Source organism: Caballeronia sp. NK8 (genome assembly GCF_018408855.1).
Lineage (GTDB): Bacteria > Pseudomonadota > Gammaproteobacteria > Burkholderiales > Burkholderiaceae > Caballeronia.
This window is the reverse complement of the sequence record NZ_AP024325.1, coordinates 815,241-835,714: the sequence shown is the minus strand read 5'-3', so window position 1 is coordinate 835,714 and position 20,474 is coordinate 815,241. Positions and strand designations below refer to the sequence as shown.

Genomic DNA, 20,474 nt, shown 5'->3' with positions numbered 1-20,474 from the left:
GAAGCAGCATGAGCAAGAAACGTATCGCCAAGACGGAGCAGAATCCGTCGCACGACTGGATGACGCCGGTCAACCCATCGGCGCCGTGCGGCGCGGACCTCGAATACGATCCGGAATTCGTCGTGCTGTTCGCGCAGGTAGCCGCAAAGATGGATGCGCAGTATGGCGACTTCGTCGGCGTGCCTGAGCCGATCAACTGGAGCGAGATCGATCGCGATTGCCGCCGGCTGATGATGCGCAGCAAGGACATGCGCCTCGCCTTGCTGTTTACGCGGTGTCGCACACGGCTGGCTTACGCTGACGGACTCGCCGAAGGGTTGGGCTTGCTCGCCGCCTGGCTGACCACCTTCGCGGATTCGATTCACCCGCAACCCGGAGTGGATGATGATCGCGATGCGGCGCTCGAGATACGCATGAATGCATTGCAGGCGCTGACGGACATGGATGGCCTGATGGCCGATGTGCGTGATATCAGCCTCACGCGCGCTTCGGTGAGGCGTTTGCAGGTACGGGACGTCGAGCGCGCGTTTGCCCAGCCGCGTCCGAGCGATGCGCTGTCGATCGAGTCGGTGACGCAGCAGCTTCAGGACTTGCGTCTTCAGCAGCCGGATGCGATTGCCGGATTCGACCGCGCGCTGGACAGTCTCGGTGTCATCGACGCCTGGAATCAAGCGCAACTCGGCGCCTTCGCGGCGGATCTCTCCACCTTGACGCGCATGCTCAAGCGCGTCGCGGGTGAAGGTCCCGCTCCGGCGTCGTCGGCTCGGGCAGGCAGCGCACCTTTCGCGGAAGAACCTGCGGACGCGTCGACCGATAACGCCGACGAACACGACGATGCTTTGGCGGAGCCGTCGCAAGCTGTTGAAACGCGCGTGACGATGAAGTCCCGACCCGGCCGCGAAAGCGCGCTTCACTCCATACGCGAAGCGCGGCAATGGTTTGAAACGCATGAGCCGAGCAGTCCGATTCCCGTCCTTCTGAAGCGGGCCGAACAGTTCGTCGGCAAGCGCTACGCGGAAACGGTAAAGGCGATTCCCGCCGAACTGATCATCGAGTGGGACAAGGAAGAATAGGCCCGGAAGGCATGTTTCTGTGTCTTCATCCGTTCTTGCTATTTCGCATACCAAATTTAATAGATCAACTTTTCACAGAAATCAGGTGATCGTATGTCACTGCTCAGGCCGAGTCGCTGGTCGCTGGACCTCGACCATCATCGCAATCCCGCAGGTACGCGTGCGGACATCGTTCTGATGTCCGGCGGCTCACTCGTGATGATCGATCCTTCGAGTTCGTCGCAGAGTCTGTATTTCGGCCGTGCCGCGCCGAGGAAGGCATTCAGCGTCGGCGTGCCCCGAATAAAGCTGCCGAGAATGAAGCTGCCCGAACTGAACGTCAGAGAAACGGAATCCGACGATGAAGACGATCTTAGCGACGAAGAAATGAAACGCGCCAAGTCGGATGTCAGCAAACCCGAGACCGATAACGAAGAGGATCAGCATGACGAAGCAGAAGCTGACGAGGCAGAAGAAGACGAGGCAGAAGCGGACGCTGACAACCGGCAAAGGGAGCAAGAACGGGCGAACAGCTCCGACGATGCGTTAAATCAAAAGCGACAAGACTCAGAGGAGGATTCGCGCCCAGCGAGCACACCAAAAACCGGAAATGGCACGGTCTTCATGACCCATGCCTTCTATGGCGCCGAATTGAGCCGATCCGATCTTCGGGGCGCTGCCGTTTATATACCGGCTCGGCCGGGTTCCGAATTCTTCATCGGCCCGGCCCGTCCGGCGATGCTGCTTGGAATCAACGCCGCTGAATTGATGATGGGTCTCGCTTCGCCCACGACATTGCATATCGCCGAGCGCGCCATAGCCCGCGCCCGAGCACTGTTGCTTCTGGACGGGGTGCACGTTGTGCCGCGCGACGGGCTTGAGTTCCTGGTCGGCCATCTGAACTGATAAGCCACGCTCTGTTTTCCGTCGAGAAACCAACCTGATTGGCAATGGCTGGTGACTCGGCACTGCTCTCTGACGATATCGAGGTTCTCACCGTGTCGAATTCCTTCACGTCAAAAACGCTCAATGCCGCAACCTCGCCGGGTGTCCGCATTGCAGCGCCCGCTCGCAACACATACGCCAAGTCGATCGTGGGCGCGACGGGTACGCTTGCCCCGTCGTTGCCGGCTTCGGCAATCGGAGCCGCGCTCAGCGCTTCGGATCGCACAGTGAAGATGAGTGGCGCCGCGTTGCCCAAGGCGGCTACGGGTGAGTCCGCTTTGCTTTTGCGTTCGATCCAAGGCGAAGAGATTCTCTCGCGCACCTATTCCTATGCGATCGATTGCTGCACGCCGCTCGATTCCGTTCTGCCCAAGCAAGCTGCCGCAAATCTCGATCTGAAGTCGATGATCGGCAAGGAATTGACCGTATCCATCGAACTCGAAGGCATGGGGAGTTTTGTGCCCGGCTTGAGCGGCGTGGCCGGTGCGGTCAATATCGGTGCAGGCACGCGAGAGATCAGTGGCATCGTCACAGAGGCGCATTTCGTCGGTCAATCCGATCAGCAGAGCTTCTATCAACTGGTGCTGAAGCCTTGGGTGTCGCTGCTCGAACAGCGTACCGACTTCAGAATCTTTCAGCGCAAGACGGTGGTCGAGATCATCGAGCAGGTGTTCGAAAACTACCTCTACTCGTACGATCTGCGCCTGTCCGAACGATACCCGGCGCTCGACTATCAGGTTCAGTACGGCGAATCGGATTTCCATTTCATCCAGCGCCTGATGGCTGAACACGGCATCTATTGGTTCTTCGAACACAGCAACGGCTTCCACCGGATGGTCCTGGTGGACCAACTCGGCGCGCACAAGCCGGTTGAGAGCGTGGCCTATCAGACATTGTGGTATTTCCCGCCGGGACATCGGGCGGATGTCGAGCATATCGAGTATTTCGATCTGAACGGAAGCCTGCAGTCGGGCCGCTGGACAACAAACGACTTCGACTTCAAGAAGCCGAGTGCGACTTTAATCAAGCAGAACGAATTGCCGCAGGAAACCGCGCACAACAATCTCGAACGCTACGAGTGGCCGGGCGATTTCACGGATCCGTCGCATGGTGAGCAGTTCGCGCGCCTGCGCATGGAAGAAGTCCGCGCGCAGGGCGAGCGTGCGGGCGGTTCGGGTAACGTGCGCGACATCGTCTGCGGCACGACCTTCAGGCTCGAAGGGTATCCGCACGAGGCAGCCAATCGGGAGTATCTCGTCATCGCGTCATCTATCAATGCTTCGGAGGCGAGTGAAAACAGTGGTTCGGGGAAGTACTCCTTCACGTCATCGTTTGTCGTGCAGCCAGCGACGACCGTGTTTCGCCCTGCTCGCGACGACTATAAGAAACCCCGCACGAGCGGGCCGCAAACGGCCATCGTGACGGGACCGCCCGGACAGGAAATCTGGACGGATCAGTACGGTCGCGTGAAATTGAGTTTTCACTGGGATCGGTCAGGGGTGAAGGATCAGAGTTCGTCGTGCTGGGTGCGCGTGTCGTATCCGTGGGCGGGTGGCGGCGTCGGAGGCGTCAATATTCCGCGCGTGGGCAGCGAGGTCATCGTGGATTTCGAGAACGGAGATCCGGATCGGCCAATCGTCGTGGGACGGCTTTACAACGCGGAAGCGATGCCGCCCTGGGATTTGCCCGGAGGCGCGACGCAGAGCGGCATGATCTCGCGCTCCATGAAAGGCGCCGCCGGTAACGCCAACGCAATCCGCTTCGAGGACAAGCAGGGCGGAGAAGAGTTGTGGCTGCACGCCGAGCGGGACATGCGCGCCGAGGTCAACAACGACGAGTTGCATACGGTCGGGCAAGACCGCACGAGAAGTGTGGGACGCGACGAAAAAGCTGACATCGGAAATGATCGTACGCAACGTGTCGGCGGTAATCACGGATTGAGCACGGAAGGAAATGAGACTGCGGGCATAGGCGGCGGCTTCATGCGCTCCGTCGGCGCGCTGCTCCCGCCGGATGCGCCCGCACCTGCTGCCGGCACCTACACGCTGAAGGCAACGCAGAAGATCGTTCTCGAATGTGGCCTCTCGAAGATCACGTTGCAGGAAAACGGTTTGATCAAGATCGAAGGCGTTCAGATCGACGAGATCGCAACAGGGTCGTTCAGCATGAAAGGCGAACGAATCGATTTGAACAAGGATTGATTCAGGTGCAAAAGAATCCAATGAATTCAAAGTACAGCTTCGAAGAAGGCAGCATCGATCTGCCGGAAGGGTTTCATGATCGCAGCACGAACATCTTCGTCTACGGGAGCACGACGCCTTCGCCGCTCAACCTGAACATCGCCCGCGACGTTCTGCTGCCTGACGAAGGCTTGCCGGCCTACGTGGATCGGCAGATGCAACTGCTCAAGAAAAATGTGCGCGGCCATGCGGTGCATCAGAGGACACGAGCGACGCTGGGTCACGCGGACGCCGCGATCGAAGGCGAGCAAATCACATCGACGCACAAGACTGGCTCACAAACGATCCATCAGCGCCAAGCCGCTTTCATTCGAAGCGGCAGCGACGTGCTGATCTTCTCCTGCTCCAGCGTTCGACCGTTCGACGCAAAACAGGATGTCCTATGGACAAACTGGCTCACGAGCTTCCGCGCTCGCGATGCGAATTGAGCGGGAGCGCGCATGTACGAAGCTGCCCGGATACATGATCCGATCGCTCATTCGAGCGCGCTCGCTGGTTTTCTGGTGGGGGCGTTGATTGGAATCGCCATTATTGCCGCAGTCGCGTTTTTGACCGTAGCGACGGGCGGATGCGGAACTGCCTTCTTCATTGCTGCACTCGTTGCAGGCTTTGCTGCAGATTCGCTTGCCAACAGCGTGTTGTCTTTAGGCGAATCGATAGGCCGATCGATCAAATCCAAAGCGGGCATGATCGCGGCCGGCTCGTCGAATGTCTTCGTGAACGACCGAGAGGCGGCACGCGTCGAGTTCAGCACGGTGGCCTGCGAGAAGCATCCGCCCGTCAAACGGATCGCCGAAGGATCGAGCAATGTGTTCATCAACGACAAGGCCGCTGCGCGTCGGGACGATCGCACCGAGTGCGACGCGACCATCGACGGCGGATCGGACAATGTCTACATCGGCGGCGGTCGGCAGCAGTATCTGAAAATCGATCCGGAGATTCCCGACTGGTTGCGCACAACCGTGCAGGTGGCGTTCGTCGTCGCGGGGCTGGTGGGTGGCTTGGCCGGCGCCGCTCGACAAGCCGAAGTTTTGGGAGCCCGGTTCGGCGTGCGTTGCGCGACCAAGTTCGCCGCCGTCTTTGGCCTTGGCGTGCTGGCCAGTGAGGTCGTGAACAGGTATGTGATCGGGCCCGCGCTCAGTGGTCTGATGGGACATCCCGTCGAGATGACCTCGGGCCGCAAGCTGATCCTTCCTGAGTCGGATTTTGTGTTGCCCGGGCGGCTGCCGATCGGCTGCTCACGCTTTTACTCGAGCACGCTCAGTGGCGCGGGCCTGCTCGGCCCCGGCTGGCGGCTCGACTGGGAGATGAGCCTGCAGCGTTCGGAAGGCGAACTCGTGTATCGCGGACCGCAAGGCCGGCCGATTCACTTTCCGTCGATGGAGCCGGGACACCAGTTGTATGACGCGGAAGAACAGATCTATCTGTCTCGCGTGCACGACGGGCGATACATCGTGCATACGCTCACCGGGCACTATTTCGTGTTCGGCGAGTTCGATCGGCACGATCTGGCCCGACTCACGTTGATCGAAGGCCCGCAAGGACAGCAGGTCTTCCTCAACTGGGATGAATACGGCACGCTGCACGACATCAAGGATCAAGCCGGCCATTGGCTGCGGCTTCACTACGGCGGAGCCTTCGCCCGACTGAGTCATATCGAACTGCTCGCGGGCGGCACGCCGGGCGTGCTCGTTCGCTACGGTTACGACGATCACGGCTATCTGAACTCCGTCACCGATCGCGCCGGCACCGTCACGCGCCGCTTCGCCTATGAAGAAGGCCTGATGGTGCGTCAACGCAATGCCGAGGGTTTCGAGTGCGAATACCGATGGGCGCACACGCAGGATCGCGCCTGCGTGGTCGAGCATCGCACGAGCGCGGGCGAGCACTATCGGTTCCGATACGACTTCGAGCACGGCCAGAGCGAAGCGACCGACGTGTTCGGCAACGTGGCGCGCTGGCAGTTCGACGCGAATCAGCGCGTGACCGCTCACACGGGCTTCGACGGCCTGTCGTATCGCTTCGAATACGATCCGTCGGGCTGGCCGAGCGTGATGCATCTGCCGGGAGAACGCACCGTCGAGTTGCGCTATGACGAGTTGGGGCGACTCGTGGCCGAGACCGATCCGCTGGGGCAAACCACGCGCTTCGAATACCACGCGAGCACGGCCAGCGTGCGCGAGACCGTGCTTCACGACGGTCGCAAGTGGCGCACGGACTACGACGACAGGAATCGTCCGGTGCTCGAAATCGACCCGCTTGGCCGGCGCACGACGCTGGCATACGGGCGAGACGGTCAGCTCTCGCACATCACCGACGCGCGAGGCGGCACGGTTTCACTGGAACACGACGAACGCGGACTGCTGAGCGCGCGCACGGACTGCTCGGGCAGCGTGACGCGTTACACCTACGATGCCGATAGCCGCCTCATCGCACTCACCGATGCGCTGAACCAGACCACGCGCGTGCGATACAACGCCAGCGGCTTGCCCGAAGCAGTCACGCGAGGGGACTTGCAGATCGAGCGATATCGCTGGAATGCGCTCGGGCAGTTGATCGAACACGTGCGCCCGGCCGGGCAAACGGAGCGTTGGACACGCGATAGCCTCGGACGCGTATCGACTTACACCGATGCCGAAGGCCGCACGATCCGCTACGAGCGCGACGCGTACGGCCGTCCGTTGAAACTCATCAACGGCAACGGCGCGAGTTACGCATTCGACTGGGACGCAGCCGGGCGGCTCATGCGCGAGCAGCGCGTGGACGGCACCAGCCGCAGCTTTGCCTATGGCGATGATGGGTTCCTGCGCTACGTCGTCACGCGCGCGGGCGACTCGGAGCGCATGGAACTGCACGAACGCGATGCGCTCGGGCGTCTGATCCAGCGAGCGGGCGAGCACAGCCAGACACGCTATCGATACGACGTGCTGGGCCAATTGACCGAAGCGCGGCGGATTCCGACCAACGCGGGCGAGTTGCTCGACATCGTCGCCGATACGGTGCGTCGGGACTACGACGCAGCCGGACAACTGCTCGCCGAACACGGCGTGAACGGCAGCGTGCGCTATGAGCGCGATGAACTGGGCAATCCGCTCTCGATGACGCTGCCCGATGCACAGCGCATCGAGACGCTGTATTACGGTTCGGGCCATGCACATCGGATATCGGTAGATGGCGAGGTGATCGCGGACTTCGAGCGCAACGCGTTGCACGCGGAGATCGTTCGCAGCCAGGGCGCGTTGAGCCTGCATACGGGTTATACGCCGCTGGGTCAGGTGGCGTGGCAGCGCGCGAGCAAGACGCCGATTCAACAACACGCAGCGACCGAAGCCGACAGCGCCCTGTGGTGGCGATACAACTACGACAGCCGTGGCGAGATGGTGGAAAGCATCGACCGGCAGCATGGTCGGACGGTGTACGACTACGATCGCGCGGGGCAGTTGCTCAGACGCAGCGCCGAAGGTTTCGACGAGGAGCGCTTCACCTGGGATGCGGCGGGCAATCTGCTCAACGATGAGGGCCGGGTGGCCAATGAGAAGATCGCGCCGCTGCTCGATAATCTGCTGCGCGAGTACCACGGCGTTCGATACGAGTACGATGAGTGGGGACAGCTCGTTCGTCGCAACAGCATGGCGCTCGGTTGGGATGCGGAAGGGCATCTGCTGTGGACGGACGATGGTGTGGTGCGCGCGAGTTACCGGTATGATGCGCTGGGCCGGCGCATCGAGAAGCGTGTGCGTGCGGTTGCTGCTAACGGATTCTCTGAAAAGCGTGTCTGGTTTATTTGGGATAACTTACGGCTGGCGCAGGAGCGGGAGGATACGGGGAGCATTCGCACGTATCTTTATGATCCGGTGCGCGCGTATGCACCGCTTGCGCGTCTGGATCGCGCGTATGCGACGGATCAGGCGAAGGTCTATCACTATCACACGGACCCGGCGGGTACGGCCCGCGAAGTCACCGATGCGCAAGGGCGCGTGGTGTGGAGCGGGGGTTATGCGGCGTGGGGGAAGGTGCGGGCGAATCTGGCGTCGAGTGCTCAGCCATTCATCCAATCGCTGCGTATGCCGGGGCAGTATCATGATGATGAGTCGGGGCTGCACTACAACACCTTTCGGTATTACGATGCGCATGCGGGACGCTTCATCTCGTCTGATCCGATTGGGTTGGCGGGTGGATTCAATCTGTATCAATATGCGCCGAATCCGATTCGGTGGATCGACCCTTGGGGGTTAGCCAATCTCGATCACGAATCTGATTTCGATGCCGCACGACGAGCAGCGTTCGAGAAAGCAGGAATGACAAATCCTGAGAATGTTAGTTTTTCTAAGTTTGATCCAGAAACAGGAACTATTGTCGAATTCAAAGGCCCTGGTGGTGCGAAGGTCGCATATGACGGACCCCATGCTGACATGGATGCAGCGGTTGGGCACGATAAACCCCATGTTGGCTGGCAAACTGAAGGCAAACGTGGTGCTGGCGGAGCAGAACGCGGAAATGTTACATACGATGGAGAGCAGCATCCGCATCGTTCTGACATTAAGGGGGCAGGAGATTTATGCTGAAAACGACAGCCGAGAGCGAACTAAAAAAAGAGGTAAAAGAGGCCATAAGCCAGTTTAATCTATCGGCTTATGAGCTAAAGGATAGTCAGGAGATTTTGTCGAAAATCTCAAATATGTACGTGGACGGGGATCCTCGTGCTTGGTGGTTATCTCTTAAACACGTAGCGTTAAGGCGGTGTTATGAGAACAATAAAGGATATCTTGATGTTCCAGATATCGTCAAAGGGTTAAAAGGCGGCAAAGAGCGACTTATATTTATTGTCGATGACGATAACCGAGCTTTGCACGTTTATTCTATTGAGCTTTCTGAATTCATCCAGATAATCGAGAGCTGCAGATACTTCGAATATTATCTTACCGCATCAAGCTATTCGTGGCTTATTGCGGAAAATGATCATGGCGACATTTTGGTATGTGAGCGGCCGAGCGATTCCTTAGAATGATTTGAGCGTTCACGGATGACAGGGGCCGCTTGCGCGGCCCCTTGTTTATTCATCAATATGCGCCTCATCCGATTGGGTGGATTGATCCGTTGGCATGTTGATTACCCCCGGACAACAATTTATTAAAATGGTAAAACGAATTTCTTGGGTGCCGAGTCATTTAGTCAGCCTCAGACTTAGAGATGACCTTTTTACGATCGGCCAAATGTTAGTCAGTCCCGTGATGCAATTTTATGCTATTCATAGTTCGGATGGAGAGTGGAAAAATGTTGATCTAAATACGGTTGCACCGCTTTTTCGAGCTTTTGTCGGCAGCGTGATCAACAAGGAGTTGGTGGAAAATAAGATAATTGATGAAACGGTCACTGCGCGAATTGGACTAACAGATAATTTTTGGATAAAACCATACACACTCACAATGGATGGCAGTCGTTACCGAGGAAGTCGGCATTCTTTTCCATTTTTGGGCGGAAAGCTAATTGATTTAGGTGACGGAGCGATAGGGGTTACATTAGCTCCTACAATAAAAGAAGATCTTTGCTTGCCTAATGACCGCGAACTTATCGAGAAATATGAATTGACAAATATGTGGGGAAGTGACGATTTATCCGATCGGTTGTGCAGATATTTTGATACAGGAATCAATCGTGACGATCTTAAATTTGAAGTATTTCCGGAGCTATGGAGTGACCGGGAAAATCTACGGCCGCTAACGCGTCGCCTCCCCATTCCGTTACGGTAAGCAGTCCGTGCGTGCGCCCAACTCGGGCGGCATGACGCGTTACATCTGCGATGCCGATAGCCCGCCTCGTCGCATTCAAAACCGGTCGGCAAGTCGATCGCTCGAGCAAGCTCGCTGGTGTTCTGGTGGCGGCGTTGATTCGAATCGCCATTATTGCCACGGTCGCATTTGCGAACTTTACATGTGGATTCGGCGTCGCCCTTGGTCAAATAAGCGCGGAAGATCTAAGAGCGGCAGGTTACGATGTCATTGAAGTTGTTTTGTTTTTTAAGAGCGGCCTTTCACTTGATTTCGCACCCTCTGAAAAGCTAGAGATGGTTGCACTCACCTAACGCTTCCTGCGCTACGTCGTCACGCGCGCAGGCGACGCGGAGTGCATCGAACTGTCCGAACGCTACGCGCTCGGCCGCCTGTTCATCTCCGCGCCACGCGATTCACATCGCTCCCTCTACCGCATCGCCCCCGCCAGATTCTCCGCCTCGAGCCCAACGATCAGATCCATCTCCCCATTGCCCAGCGCCTGCGTCGCGGCAACGCCAGCCGCCTTCAACGCCGGCGCATCGAGACGCGAAGCATCCCCGAGCGCGACGCGCAGCCGTGTAGCCGCAAGCGGCTCGAGCTTGAGAATATTGGCCGCGCCGCCCAGCGCCGCGCGAATCTTCTCCGCGCGCGCCTTCTGCTGCGCCGTATCCTGTGCGGCCACCGCCGCCGGCGCGACTACAGCTTCCGTCGCACCGGCCGGCGCGCCCGCCACCGGCAATTCAGCATCGCTGCCCGCAGTCTTCAGGTATTCCTGCATGTCGGTTTTCATGTTTTCCGACAGTGGCCCGAAAATCGCCTGCACGCCATTACCGACGCGCAAGACGCCCGCCGCGCCGAGCGCCTTCAATCGGGCATCGTCGACAAGCGCCGGATTTTGCACCGAAATGCGCAGCCGCGTGATGCACGCATCGAGACTCTTGATGTTCGATCGCCCGCCGAATGCCAGCACGAGATCGCGCGAGCGTCCGCCCACGCCCGTGCTCATCGCCGCGCTCGCCACCGTATCGTCCTCACGTCCCGGCGTCTTCATATCGAAGCGGCTGATCACGAAGCGGAACACACAGTAATAGATCCCGGCGTAGATCGGCCCGAGGATGAACACGTACCACGCGTGCGTCGCCTTGTTTCCGATCAGGTTGAACATCAGAAAGTCGATCGCGCCTTGCGAGAACGTGAAGCCCATGTGCATGTTCAGCGTATTGGCGACGAACTGCGCCGACGCTGCAAGACACGCGTGAATGAAATACAGCACCGGCGCGACGAACAGGAACGCAAACTCGATCGGCTCCGTGATGCCCGTCAGGAACGACGTCAGCGCCGCCGACACCATCATGCCGCCGACCGCGACCTTCTTCTCCGGCTTCGCGCAATGCCAGATCGCGATGGCCGCAGCAGGCAGACCGAACATCTTGAACAGAAACGCACCCGACAGAATGCCCGCCGTGGGATCGCCCGCGAAGAAGCGGTTGATGTCGCCGTGAACCACCTTGCCCGTGGTCGGATCGAGGAAGCTGCCCGCTTCGAAGAAGAACGGCACGTTCCAGATGTGATGCAGGCCGAACGGAATCAGCAGACGTTCGACGAAACCATAAACCGTCGCCGCCGTGCGCGGATCGGAAACCGCCGCCCATTGCGAAAACGCCTTGATCACACCGCCGATCGGCGGCCACACCACCGACAGGATCGCGCCGAGCAAGATCGAACCGATGGCCGTCACGATCGGCACGAAGCGTTTGCCCGCGAAGAAGCCGAGATAGGCCGGAAGCGCGATCTTGTAATAGCGGTTGAACATCCAGGCCGCGAGCCCGCCCGCGAGAATGCCGCCGAACACGCCGGTCTGGATCGACGGAATGCCCATGATCAGCGAGGTCTCGACGCCTTCGACCTTCGCGATCACGCCGAGCGTCGCCGTCATCACGAGATAGCCGATGGTCGCGGCGATGCCGGACACGCCATCGTTCTCCGTGAAGCCGAGCGCGACGCCGATCGCGAAGATCAACGGCAGGTTGCCGAAGATCACGTCGCCAGCGTTCTTCATCAACTCCAGCACGATGGCCGGAACATAGCCGTGGAAATCCGTCGCGCCCAGGCCGAGCAAGAGGCCCGCAACCGGCAACACCGCGACCGGCAGCATCAGCGATTTGCCGACTTTCTGCACCACGCCGAATGCATTCTTGAACATGATTGGTCTCCGCTTATTCTGCGTACGGGGCGAGCAGGGCGCGCACTTCGGCAGCCGTGCCGAGCGTGACCACCTTCGCCGCGAGCTTGCGCGCCTCGTCCATCGTGAGCCGCGCGATTTGCGCCTTGATCGAGCCGACCGCGGGCACGCTCACCGACAATTCGTCGACGCCGAGTCCGACCAGCACCGGCACGGCCATCGCATCCGATGCGATACCGCCGCACACGCCGACCCATTTGCCGTGCTGATGTGCGCCCTCGACGGTCATGCCGATGAGACGCAGCACCGCCGGATGCAGCCCGTCGGCCTGTTTGGCGAGCTTCGGATGCCCGCGATCCATCGCGAGCGTGTATTGCGTCAGATCGTTGGTGCCGATCGAGAAGAAGTCGACTTCGCGCGCGAGCGGCTCGGCGATGAGCGCGGCGGACGGCACTTCGATCATCACGCCGATCTTGACGTCGCCGATACGGTCGCCGGCTTCTTCCTGAAGCATCTTCTTCGCCGCGCGCACTTCCTCGATGGCGGCGACCATCGGAAACATGATGTGCAGATTGCCGATCGGCGCGGCCCGCAGAATCGCGCGCAACTGCACGCGGAACATGTCGGGACGATCGAGGCTCACGCGCACGCCGCGCAGGCCGAGGAACGGGTTGTCCTCTTTCGGCAGCGGCAGGTAGGACAGCGGCTTGTCGCCGCCGACATCGAGCGTACGGACGACGAGCGGACGCTCGCGCCCGAGCGCTTCGGCGACCGCGCAGTATTCGGCAGCCTGTTCGTCTTCCGACGGCGCGGTGTCGCGGTTGTCGAAGAGAAATTCGGAGCGCAACAGCCCGACGCCTTCCGCGCCGGCCGCGACCGCTTCGCGCGCCTCCTGCGCATTGCGGATGTTCGCCGCCACTTCGATGCGATGACCATCGGCGGTGACGGCCTGCTTGTTGGCCGCGACTTTCTCTTCCTCGCGCTTCTTCGTCTGACGTTCGATGCGTTCGCGCGCCTTCGCCAGCTCGTCCGCGCCCGGATTGCGCCGCAGGCTGCCGTGCGAGCCGTCGAGGACAACGAGCGTGCCATCAGGCAATTGCAGCGCGCCCTCGTCGATGCCGCAGATCGCCGGAATGCCCAGCGAGCGCGCGAGGATCGCGACGTGGCTCGTCGCGCCGCCGGTCGTCGTGCAGAAGCCGAGCACCTTGCTGCGATCGAGCGATGCCGTGTCCGAAGGCGACAGTTCCTCGGCGATGAGAATCGATTCCGCCGGCACGTCGATATGCGCCTGCTTCACGCCCGCCAACAGCGCGAGCACGCGGCGGCCGACATCGCGAATATCGCCGGCGCGTTCGCGCAGCAGCGCGTTGTCGACCTTTTCCAGCATGCTCGCCTGCGCCTCGAACGCGGCGCGCCACGCGAAGCCCGCGCTCTTGCCGTCACTGATGCCGGCGATGGCGGCGTCGTTGAGGCCGGGATCGTCGAGCAATTCCAGATGCGCGTCGAGAATCTGCGCTTTCGACGGATCGGTGAGCTTCGCCTTCAGCGTCTCGATCTGCTGGCGCGCTTCGTGTTGCGCGGCTTCGAGGCGGCCTCGCTCGCGCTGCGGGGCTTCGCCCGCTTCGGCCACGTCGATGACTTCCTGGCGGAACTGCACGATCTTGCCGACCGCGAGCCCCGGCGATGCCGATACGCCGGTGAACTCGTTCGCGTCGGCGGGCGCGGCGCGCTGCGGTGCAACCGCCACGGCGGCGGTCGCAGCCGGCGCGGGTGCATCGCCGGGCTTCTCGCCCGAGCCCGATGCGAGCAGGCGCGCGAGCGCGGCGGCGGCCTCGCCGGCATCGGGGCCGGCGGCCTCGACGCGCAGCGTGTCGCCGAACTTCGTCGCGAGCGCCATCAGCGCGACGACCGATTTCGCGTTCGCGCTATCGCCGCCGCGCAGCACGCGGATATCGGATTTGAACTTCTTCGCTTCGGCCGCGAACACCGCGGCGGGCCGCGCGTGCAGACCCTGCGGATTCGGCAGCGCGACTTCATCGGACAGAATCGCGGCTGCCGCGCCGCCGGTGACGCCCGGGCCCTCGCTGGCGCCGCCAGCGAGTTCGATCGACAACGCGACATCCTTGCCCGCGGTGACGAGGCCCGTCGCGGGCACGTAGCGCGTGACGAGCTCGCCGTTGGCAATGACCATCTGCGTGAGCAGACTCACGGCCCGCGCGCCGACGAGCACCGGATCGAAACGGATCAGCGGCTGGCCTGTCGTGACGGTGTCGCCTTCCTTGACGAGCGGCGTGAAGCCTTCGCCGCGCAGCATCACCGTGTCGAGCCCGATGTGGACCAGCACCTGGAGGCCGTTCTCGCCCGTCACCGTGACCGCGTGGGCCGCTCGATGCAATTGCGTGATCTTGCCGGGAAGCGGGGAGAGCAATTCGTCGGAAGTGGGGTCGATCGACACGCCATCGCCGACCATCTTTTGTGCGAAGACCGGATCGGGCACGGTCTCGAGTTGCACCATCACGCCGGAAAGCGGCGCCATCAACTCGATTCTTGCCAAACGTTGAGGAGCTTTCATGTGAACGACTCCATGTCCTTTGACGATTTGAGTTATTTGAGTCGAGACCGGCCCTAGTAATCATAGGCAACGGCTTCATGCTTCGCTGCCCGAATGAATGCATGTGCGAAAAAGTACGCCGCCCGCATCCGGGCGCCTGCATTGATTCGGAATCTAAAACGCCGGATTCCCGATCAAAGCGGAATCGCGGCAAAAAGCGCGCTATTGTTTCGCGGCGCAACAAGAGTTTCTAGAGACCGCACTCCAATCGCGGCGATACGTCGCACGGGCCGCGCCGCAATCGCAATAAGCTAGTCGACGAGTAAATGCAAGCAAATGGAGCGTGAATCATGATGTACCGCAACAAAACCGAAGCCCACTGGGAACCGCTGCTGACGATCGCCTGCGACGAACTCGGCATTGAATCGTTCGATCCCGTCGGCAAGCCGGGTGCGGACATCCGGATGTGCCGCATTGAGGACATCGGACGCGCGCTCGAACGCGCTTACGATCTCGGTCTGCTGGTCGGACACACGGTGACGCGCGCCGAGCGCGCGCATGGGCACTGCGCCTGAACGGCGCGCGCTATTTCCCCAGCCGCTCGGCCAATGCATAGCGGCGCATGCAGCGCTCCATGCTGTCGAGGAACGCATGGTCCGCTGCATTCATCTTGCGCTCGCGATGCCACAGCAGATGGACGTCGACATCGACGAGTCCTTCTTCCGGCGGCAAGCGCCATAGACGTTGCTGCGCGATGTCGTCGCGCACGATGTGCTCGGGCAGGCAGCCGATGCCATAGCCCGCGAAGATCAGCCGGCGCACTTCATCGAGACTCGGCGAGGACGCCACGATGCGCCCCGTGAAACCTCTCTGATCGCGAAACACGGTGAGCGGCGAAAGACTGTCACCGATCTGATCGCTGGTAAACGATACGAAGTTTTCGGCGAGCAGGTCGTCCATGGTCAGCGTCGACTTCCCGAACAGCCGATGATGCCGTCCGCAGAAAATCGCATAGCGCTGCCGCAGAAAGCAGCGCATCTCCAGCTTGTCGTGCGGCGTGCGGCACAGTCCGAGGCCCGCTGTCGCGGTTTTCTGCAACAGCGACGAGATGATGTCCGATGAACGCATCACCTCGATCTGCAAATCGATGCGCGGATACGCGCGATGAAAATCCGCCAGGAATTCGTCGTACACGGGCGATTCGATACGGCTGATCGTCAGCAGACGAATCGAGCCGTTGATGTCTTCGGTGCGGTCGTCGAGTTCCGTCTCCAGCCGCGAGATGTTGCCGTAGATATCGCTGGCGATGCGATAAACCTCTTCACCCGCCTGCGTCGGCGCGAAATACGGGCCGCGCCGCTCGATCAGCTTGCGCTCCAGCGTTTCCTCCAGCCGCCGCAACGCCTGGCTTACGGCCGGCTGCGTCACGTACAGGCGCGCCGCCGCGCGGCTCAGGCTGCGCTCCTGCATGATCACGAGGTAGGTGCGCAGCAGATTCCAGTCGAGCCGGTCGTTCAGAAAGCGGGCGATATCGGTACGCATGGTTCCGCCTAACTATTAGCTGAATTTATGCGCTGAATAATAACGCGAAATTTGACTAATGATTTATGGCTGCCGATAAAAGCGAGTATCGACTGTCACCGCACACGACGTGCATCGGAGCCAGCATGACCCAAGCCATCGTCCATACCCGTCAGCCGGGGCGCGCGGCCACCGCCGCGTTCATCGGCACGATGATCGAGTGGTACGACTTCTATATTTACGCGACCGCCGCGGCGCTGGTCTTCGGCGAACTCTACTTTCCGTCCGGCGACCGCTTCGTCAGCACCATGGCGTCGTTCGCCACCTTCGCCGTGGGCTTTTTCGCGCGGCCGCTGGGCGGCATCGTGTTCGGGCATCTGGGCGACAGGATCGGCCGCAAGAAGGCGCTGATGACCACGCTGATGATGATGGGCGTCGCGACCGTCGGCGTCGGCTTGTTGCCGGAATATTCGAAGGTCGGCATGCTCGCGCCGGCGCTGCTGGTGCTGCTGCGCATCGTGCAGGGCATCGCGGTGGGCGGCGAGTGGGGCGGTGCCGTGTTGATGGCGGGCGAGCACGCGCCCGAGGGACGCCGCACCTTCTTCGCATCGTTCGCGCAACTCGGCAGTCCGGCCGGGCTGATTCTCTCGCTGATCGCGTTTCGCGCGGTCACGTCGATGGACAAGGCGGACTTCATGTCGTGGGGCTGGCGTCTGCCGTTTCTCGCGAGCGCGGTGCTGCTGATCGTAGGCGTCGTGATCCGGCTCGGCGTGAACGAATCGCCGGAATTCGCGCGCATGAAGGAATCGAACCGCACGGCCAAGCTGCCGATCGCCGAAGTGTTCAGCTCCGCGTGGGGCCTCGTGCTGCTGTGCATCGGCGCGAATACGATCGGCATCGCGGGCGTGTACTTCACGAACACCTTCATGATCGCTTACACGACGCAATACGTCGGCGTGACGCGCTCGCTCATTCTCGATTGCCTGTTCGCCGTCGCGATCATCCAGCTTATTTCGCAGCCGATCGCCGCATGGCTCGCCGAACGCATGGGCGGTGCGCGTTTCCTCAAGCTCACGGCCTTGCTCGCGATGATCTCGCCTTACCCGATGTTCGTGCTCGTGCAAAGCGGCTCCGCCGTGCCGATGGTGATCGGCATCGCGATCGCGGTCATCTGCATGGCGAGCTTCTATTCGGTGATCGCCGGTTTCGTCAGCGGCATCTTTCCGACGCGTGTGCGCTACTCCGGCATCTCGCTCGCGTATCAGGTGTGCGGCGCGATCGCGGGCGGACTGACGCCGCTCGTCGGAACGTGGCTCGCGCATCGTTACACGGGGCAATGGTGGCCGCTCGCCGTGTTTTATACGTGCCTGGCGGGCGTTTCGCTGCTGTGCATCGTCGCGCTCGATGCGCGTCGGGCGACGCATGCGGAGCAGGCCGAATCCGTCGGCGCGATGTGAATCTCAACATGATGGAATCGAACATGATCGACCTGTTGCAAATCGACGGCACACGACTCTGGCAAAGCCTGATGGACATGGCGCGGATCGGCGCCACGCAAAAGGGCGGCGTGCGCCGTCTCGCGCTGACCGACGACGACGCGCGCGGCCGCGCGCTCTTCTCGCAGTGGTGCCGCGACGCGGGCATGATGGTTTCCGTCGATGAGATCGGCAATCTGTTCGCGCGCCGCGAAGGCACGCGAAAGGATGCGGCGCCGGTTCTGATCGGCAGTCATCTCGACACGCAGCCCGAAGGCGGGCGCTTCGACGGCGTGTATGGCGTGCTCGCCGCGCTCGAACTCGTGCGCGCACTGAACGATGCGGACATCGTGACGGAGAAGCCCATCGAAATCGTGTCGTGGACGAATGAAGAAGGCGCGCGCTTCACGCCGGCGATGCTCGGCTCGGCGGTATTCACCGGCGTCACGCCGCTCGACGAAGCGCTCGCGAAGCAGGACGCCCAAGGCGTGACACTCGCCGATGCGCTCGCGCAAAGCGGTTATCGCGGCACGCGCGCCGCGTGCGGGCAGACCGTCGATTCGTATTTCGAGGCGCACATCGAGCAGGGACCGATACTCGAAGCGAACGGCACGACCATCGGCGTCGTGACGGGTGGCCAGGCGATCCGCTGGCTCGATGTCACCGTGACCGGCGTCGCGGCGCATGCGGGTACCACGCCGATGCCTTATCGCAAGGATGCGTTTTTCGCGGCGGCGCAGATGGCGGCGGAACTGGAGCGCATCGTCGAGCGTTATGCGCCGCGCGGGCTCGTGACGATCGGGCAGATCGGCATCGCGAATGCATCACGCAATACGATCGCCGGGAAGGTGGCGTTCACCGTCGATCTGCGTCATCACGACGACAGCGAAGTCGATGCGATGGAGCGCGATCTGCGTGCCGCGTTCGCCAGCGTGGCGAAGGCGCGCGGCGTGAAGGTATCCGTCGATACGTACTGGCGCAGTCCCGCGACGCCGTTCGATACGCAATGCGTCGCGCTCGTCGCGCAGGCGGTCGATGCGCTGGGCTATTCGAACGAACGCATCGTGAGCGGCGCGGGTCACGACGCGATTCATCTCGCGCGCCATTGCCCGACGGCGATGGTGTTCATTCCGTGCGTCGACGGGCTTTCGCACAACGAAGCCGAAGATGCCTTGCCCGAAGACGTGACGCGCGGCGCGAACGTGCTGCTCAATGCCGTGCTGGCGCGTGCGGGCATCGCGGCCACTGTGGATGTGTAATAGAGGAATCCGAATGAAAACATATTTTCACCCAGAGCAACTGCTGCATCATCCGCGCAGCTATCTTTCGCGCGGACAGATGCGCGCGCCGCAGGAAGTGCCCGAGCGCGCGGCGCGGCTCGTCGCGGCGGCGAAGTCGCTCGATTTCGATGTGATCGAACCGAAGGATCACGGCATGGCCGCGATCGCCGCCGTGCACGACATGAACTATCTGCGCTTTCTGGAAGAAGGGCATCGCGAATGGAAAAAGATGCCCGACGACTGGGGCGATGAAGTGATGTCGAATATCTATGTGCGCGATCCGAATCCGTTGCGCGGGGTGCTTGCCAAGGCAGCGCGATATCTCGCGGATGGCAGCTGTCCGGTGGGCGCGAATACGTGGCGTTCCGCTTACTGGTCGGCGCAAAGTGCGCTGGCGGCTGCATCGGCTGTCAATGATGGCGCGCGCGAGACTTATGCGCTATGCCGTCCGCCGGGACATCACGCACGCGCCGATGCGGCGGGCGGGTTCTGCTATCTCAACAATGCGGCGATTGCGGCGCAGGCGTTGCGGCGCAGGTTCGGGCGCGTCGCGATCCTCGACACCGACATGCATCACGGGCAAGGCGTGCAGGAGATTTTCTATGGACGCGATGACGTGTTGTATATCTCGATCCACGGCGATCCGACGGATTTCTATCCCGTTGTGGCGGGCTATGAGGAGGAACGCGGCACGGGCGCGGGCGATGGCTTCAACGTCAATCTGCCGATGCCGCATGGCTCGTCCGAAGGGGTTTTCTTCGAGAAACTCGACGATGCGTTGGGCGTGCTGAGGCGCTTCGAACCGGATGCGCTCGTGCTGGCGCTCGGGTTCGATATCTACAAGGACGATCCACAGGCGCAGGTGGCGGTGACGACCGAGGGATTTGGACGGCTAGGGTCGGCGATCGGCGCGTTGGGTTTGCCTTCGGTGATCGTGCAGGAAGGTGGTTATCACCTGGAGAGTCTTGAAGCGAATGCGCGGGCGTTTTTTGGCGGGTTTGCGGGGGAGCGGGGGTGATCGGTGGTCGTACTCCGGACCGGTCGCTATTTTGACGTCGCGTGATTGTCACGAACCATTCGTCGCGGCATCGATTCGGTTGCGGCAAGACTCGACGGCGATATTGGCTAATGCCCGGACGGTCCATACATCTGAACTCTGAAACTCAATATTAATCACTGACTCATTAGAACGAGCGGCAGCTTTCCCGCCAGCACTTGCGCCAAGAATGCACACAATCTCGATGAGGGCATTTCTCAGGCAGCGCCGCTCTTCTTTTCCATCGTTACTCCAACTCGAAGGTGGCCATAGGAACACAGTCAAGAACTGAGTCCCGCTGGCTGCGATCCCTTTCGGTCGCGGATCATCTAATGACGCCCGCACCATTTCACCAAAACACTTTTCATGGGCGACTCCAGGCAGGTGAGTTTGCTTCATGGCTTCCTCGCGATCGGCTCTT

16 protein-coding genes are annotated in these 20,474 nt (G+C 61.1%); 12 read left to right on the top strand and 4 right to left on the bottom strand.

From position 1 onward, the window contains the following. The first annotated feature begins 8 nt into the window (after positions 1-8). The 8 genes from NK8_RS29140 (at position 9) to NK8_RS29105 (ending at position 10,319) form a co-directional block, all read left to right on the top strand. Positions 9-1,073: an ImpA family type VI secretion system protein gene (locus tag NK8_RS29140; protein WP_213233200.1), complete on the top strand. Its 1,065-nt coding sequence runs from the start codon at positions 9-11 to the stop codon at positions 1,071-1,073. Positions 1,074-1,166: 93 nt separating this feature from the next. Beyond that, on the top strand, positions 1,167-1,958 hold the full coding sequence (locus NK8_RS29135; protein WP_213233199.1) for a hypothetical protein: 792 nt from the start codon (positions 1,167-1,169) through the stop codon (positions 1,956-1,958). Positions 1,959-2,230: 272 nt separating this feature from the next. Further along, entirely contained in the window at positions 2,231-4,198 is a 1,968-nt protein-coding gene (locus tag NK8_RS29130) for a type VI secretion system Vgr family protein (RefSeq protein WP_213233242.1), read from the top strand. 20 nt (positions 4,199-4,218) lie between these two features. Continuing rightward, on the top strand, positions 4,219-4,665 hold the full coding sequence (locus tag NK8_RS29125) for a DcrB-related protein (RefSeq protein ID WP_213233198.1): 447 nt from the start codon (positions 4,219-4,221) through the stop codon (positions 4,663-4,665). Positions 4,666-4,677: 12 nt separating this feature from the next. Beyond that, positions 4,678-8,802, top strand: a complete 4,125-nt coding sequence (locus NK8_RS29120; protein WP_213233197.1) for a polymorphic toxin type 47 domain-containing protein — start codon at positions 4,678-4,680, stop codon at positions 8,800-8,802. Continuing rightward, positions 8,796-9,245, top strand: coding sequence for a DUF6756 family protein (locus NK8_RS29115; protein ID WP_213233196.1), 450 nt, complete (start codon positions 8,796-8,798; stop codon positions 9,243-9,245). The genes NK8_RS29120 and NK8_RS29115 overlap by 7 nt, the downstream gene beginning before the upstream one ends. A gap of 94 nt (positions 9,246-9,339) precedes the next feature. Then, positions 9,340-9,987: a hypothetical protein gene (locus tag NK8_RS29110; RefSeq protein ID WP_225936507.1), complete on the top strand. Its 648-nt coding sequence runs from the start codon at positions 9,340-9,342 to the stop codon at positions 9,985-9,987. 50 nt (positions 9,988-10,037) lie between these two features. Continuing rightward, positions 10,038-10,319 carry a hypothetical protein gene (locus NK8_RS29105; protein WP_213233195.1) on the top strand — a complete coding sequence of 94 codons (282 nt, stop codon included), beginning with the start codon at positions 10,038-10,040 and terminating at the stop codon, positions 10,317-10,319. A gap of 116 nt (positions 10,320-10,435) precedes the next feature. On the opposite strand, the gene ptsG is transcribed toward NK8_RS29105, so the two are convergent. Together ptsG and ptsP are read right to left on the bottom strand one after the other, a co-directional pair. After that, positions 10,436-12,211, bottom strand: a complete 1,776-nt coding sequence (ptsG, locus tag NK8_RS29100) for a PTS glucose transporter subunit IIBC (protein WP_213233194.1) — start codon at positions 12,209-12,211, stop codon at positions 10,436-10,438. A gap of 13 nt (positions 12,212-12,224) precedes the next feature. Then, on the bottom strand, positions 12,225-14,762 hold the full coding sequence (gene ptsP / locus NK8_RS29095) for a phosphoenolpyruvate--protein phosphotransferase (RefSeq protein ID WP_213233193.1): 2,538 nt from the start codon (positions 14,760-14,762) through the stop codon (positions 12,225-12,227). A gap of 329 nt (positions 14,763-15,091) precedes the next feature. Between ptsP and NK8_RS29090 the strand changes: the two genes are divergently transcribed. Further along, positions 15,092-15,316, top strand: a complete 225-nt coding sequence (locus NK8_RS29090) for a hypothetical protein (protein WP_213233192.1) — start codon at positions 15,092-15,094, stop codon at positions 15,314-15,316. Positions 15,317-15,326: 10 nt separating this feature from the next. Here NK8_RS29090 and NK8_RS29085 read toward each other — a convergent pair whose 3' ends face one another. Next, a complete protein-coding gene (locus NK8_RS29085) occupies positions 15,327-16,283 on the bottom strand; it encodes a LysR family transcriptional regulator (RefSeq protein ID WP_213233191.1) in 957 nt (318 codons plus the stop codon). 125 nt (positions 16,284-16,408) lie between these two features. Between NK8_RS29085 and NK8_RS29080 the strand changes: the two genes are divergently transcribed. Genes NK8_RS29080 through NK8_RS29070 form a run of 3 tightly spaced genes read left to right on the top strand, consistent with a single transcriptional unit; the run spans position 16,409 to position 20,035 of the window. Continuing rightward, on the top strand, positions 16,409-17,719 hold the full coding sequence (locus tag NK8_RS29080; RefSeq protein WP_213233190.1) for an MFS transporter: 1,311 nt from the start codon (positions 16,409-16,411) through the stop codon (positions 17,717-17,719). Positions 17,720-17,742: 23 nt separating this feature from the next. Then, on the top strand, positions 17,743-18,996 hold the full coding sequence (locus tag NK8_RS29075; protein WP_213233240.1) for a Zn-dependent hydrolase: 1,254 nt from the start codon (positions 17,743-17,745) through the stop codon (positions 18,994-18,996). A 13-nt stretch (positions 18,997-19,009) separates the two neighbouring features. Further along, complete coding sequence (locus tag NK8_RS29070; protein WP_213233189.1) at positions 19,010-20,035, top strand: histone deacetylase family protein; 1,026 nt, start codon at positions 19,010-19,012, stop codon at positions 20,033-20,035. Between the two features lie 48 nt (positions 20,036-20,083). Here NK8_RS29070 and NK8_RS29065 read toward each other — a convergent pair whose 3' ends face one another. Further along, positions 20,084-20,452 (bottom strand): hypothetical protein, encoded by a 369-nt coding sequence (locus NK8_RS29065; protein WP_213233188.1) that lies wholly within the window; start codon positions 20,450-20,452, stop codon positions 20,084-20,086. Between the last annotated feature and the right edge of the window lie 22 nt (positions 20,453-20,474).